Raw genomic sequence first — 2,836 nt, forward strand, 5'->3', positions numbered from 1 at the left:
GAGAAACTGCCGGCGGTCGGCGATCGTCACATGCGCCGCAGGCTTCGAGCCGGAGACCGGCCCTTTTTTGAAGTCAGTCATTTTCTCCTCCTTGCGCTGGCAGCCTCCCAGCCAGCATTTCCGCATGTTCCATAAAAATTTTACGCGCGTCAACATTTAAAATGCTGTAAAGCGGCTTTCGAATCTGATCCGTTGCTGGTGCATTGGGTCAGCCAGAGCGTTGCGACGTCGGGAGGTGAAATAGAAAATGCGAGGAAAATCAGCAGCTAAGCTCGGCATTGGCGTTGTCGGGTGCGGCAACATCTCGATGACTTATTTACGCAATGCGGCTCTATTCGGTGAGGTGGAGCTGCGCGCCTGCGCCGACATATCGCCCGACATGGCGGCGCTGCGTGCGAGCGAATACGACATCCGGGCTCTCAGCGTCGATGCGCTCCTGGCCGATCCCGAGATCGACCTCGTCCTCAACCTGACCATCCCGGCGGCGCATTTCGACATTTCGTTTTCGGCGCTTTCGGCGGGAAAGCACGTCTTCACCGAAAAACCGCTGGCGACCTCGGCCAGCGACGGCCGGCGCCTTGTCACCGAGGCGGCGGAGCGCGGGCTGCTGCTGGGTTCGGCTCCGGATACTTTCCTCGGCGCCGCCGGACGGCGGGCACGCCGCCTCAGGGATGAGGGCGCAATCGGCCGCGCGGTGACCGGCACCGCCTTCATGATGGGGCGCGGCATGGAGCACTGGCATCCCAATCCGCAATTCTACTATCAGCCGGGCGGCGGACCGGTCTTTGACATGGGGCCCTATTACCTGACGATGCTTGTTAATTTGCTCGGGCCGGTGGCCCGCGTGATGGCGATGGCGACGCGAGGCCAGGAGGAGCGGCTGATCACTGCCGAAGGCCCCTATCGGAACACCAGCTTCAAGGTCGGCACACCGACCAACATCCTGTCGCTGCTGGAGTTCCGCTCGGGAGCCACCGTCACCTTCGGTGCCTCCTGGGATGTCTTCAGGCACTCTAACCATCCGATCGAGCTGCATGGGACCGAAGGCTCGCTCAGGCTGCCCGATCCGGACACGTTCGGCGGCACCGTCTCGCTGTCGGAACGTGGGGCCGACTGGGCCGACTTCCACAGTGAGAGCGAACTCTATGGCGCGCGCAACTGGCCCTATGCCGCGCCGGACCGAGCCAACTACCGAATGCTCGGCGTCGCCGACCTTTCGCGCGCACTGGCAACCGGAAGAAAGCCGCGTGCGTCCGGCGATCTTGCGCTGCATGTACTGGAGATTATGGAAGCGATTCTTGCTTCGGGAGCGAGCCGCGAGTCCGTCGCCGTCAACGCAACCGTCGATCAGCCGCAGCTCCTCCAGGAGGACGAAGCGGTTAGCCTGCTTGCCTGATATCGGAGCGCTTACGATGACGACATCGCTTTTGCCCTTGCTCGATCCGGAGGCCCGGCACGTGCTCGACCTCGACCGGCAGGCGGCTGCCCCGCCATTCGAAGCCGGCACGCCCGAAGAAGCGCGCCGCGCCTATAAGCAGGGCTTTCCGGCACTCCAGGGCGAGCGCGAGCCGGTCGGCTCACTAACCGAGCGCACCATCACCGGACCCGGCGGCCCGTTGACGCTCAGGATCTATCGCGGACACGGCGTGAGCGGGGCCGCTGCCCCGGCGCTGCTCTATCTGCATGGCGGCGGCTGGGTGATCGGCAATCTCGACTCCCATGACGAGATTTGCCGGTGGTTTGCCAATATGGCGGCCTGCGTAGTCGTCTCTCCCGATTACCGGCTGGCGCCGGAACACAAATTTCCGGCGGCCATCGAAGATTGCCGCGCCGCACCTTCCTTCATGCAAGATGGCGCGGGCGATCTCGGCATCGACGCGAGAAGGATCGCTGTCGCCGGCGACAGCGCCGGCGGCAATCTCGCTACAGTGCTTTGCCTGCTTATGCGCGGTGACGAGAACCCGCCGACCGCGCAACTGCTGTTCTATCCGAACACTGACGCCTCGCAGGCGGCGGACAGCTATCGCCGCTTTGCCGACGGTTATGGCCTGACGTCGGCAACCATGGCCTGGTTCCGCGACCACTATATCAACCATGGCGGCGATATCGACGACTGGCGCGTGTCGCCGCTCAGGGCCGCAAGCCTTGCCGGCGCAGCGCCGGCTTTTGTCGCAATCGCTGGTCATGACATTCTCGCCGACGAAGGCGAGGCCTATGCGAAGCGTCTGGAAGATGACGAGGTGCCGGTTGTCGTGCGGCGCTGGCCCGGCCAGATCCACGGGTTCGTCTCGATGGGCCGCCATGGTCCGGTGGCACGGCAAGCGGTTGGCGCGGCGGTTGCCGCATGGCGCGGCTTCGATCCTGTCTTTGGAAACGCTCAGGCCGACTGACGCATGACCAGCGTCGCGTCGAGACTGACCTTGGGGGAAACTGTCGCGTCGTCCTCGTCCAGCAAGGCCAGCAGCGTCTCCACGCTGCGTCCTGCCATCGAAGCGAAGTCCTGCGCCATGGTGGTGAGGGCAGGGCAGGTGTAGCGGCTCAGCGGATGGTCGTCATGGGCTGCGACCCGCAGGTCGCAATCGCCCCTGCGGCCGACCTTGCGGCCTTGCGAGTAGGCGGCGGCCATCACGCCGAAGGCGAGACGGTCGTTGGCGCACAGAATGGTCTTGCCCGGCAGGCCGCCACGGGCGAGCATCGCCTCCATCTGCTCGTAGCCGATCCGTTCGAAATCCCAGGTGTAGTCATCGGTATTGCCGATGATGGCAGGCTCATGTCCGAGCCGCTGCATGGCGCCGACATAGCTGTCCAGGCGTTCGCGCGAATTGTGGTTGACGTG

Annotated in this window: 3 protein-coding genes; 2 read left to right on the forward strand and 1 reads right to left on the reverse strand. The window is 64.2% G+C overall.

Annotated elements, in window-relative coordinates; genetic code table 11:
* Positions 1 to 247 precede the first annotated feature (247 nt).
* Positions 248 to 1,396 (forward strand): Gfo/Idh/MocA family oxidoreductase, encoded by a 1,149-nt coding sequence (locus EOA85_RS31670; protein ID WP_127212355.1) that lies wholly within the window; start codon positions 248 to 250, stop codon positions 1,394 to 1,396.
* Positions 1,397 to 1,412: 16 nt separating this feature from the next.
* Entirely contained in the window at positions 1,413 to 2,390 is a 978-nt protein-coding gene (locus EOA85_RS31675) for an alpha/beta hydrolase (RefSeq protein ID WP_127212356.1), read from the forward strand.
* Here the strand turns inward: EOA85_RS31675 and EOA85_RS31680 are convergent.
* Positions 2,378 to 2,836: LacI family DNA-binding transcriptional regulator (locus EOA85_RS31680; protein WP_164760009.1), on the reverse strand; the 459-nt coding region annotated here is incomplete at its 5' end. The two genes, EOA85_RS31675 and EOA85_RS31680, sit on opposite strands and share 13 nt — an antisense overlap.

The sequence above is a fragment of the Mesorhizobium sp. M5C.F.Ca.IN.020.29.1.1 genome (assembly GCF_003997375.1).
Classification (GTDB): domain Bacteria; phylum Pseudomonadota; class Alphaproteobacteria; order Rhizobiales; family Rhizobiaceae; genus Mesorhizobium; species Mesorhizobium wenxiniae.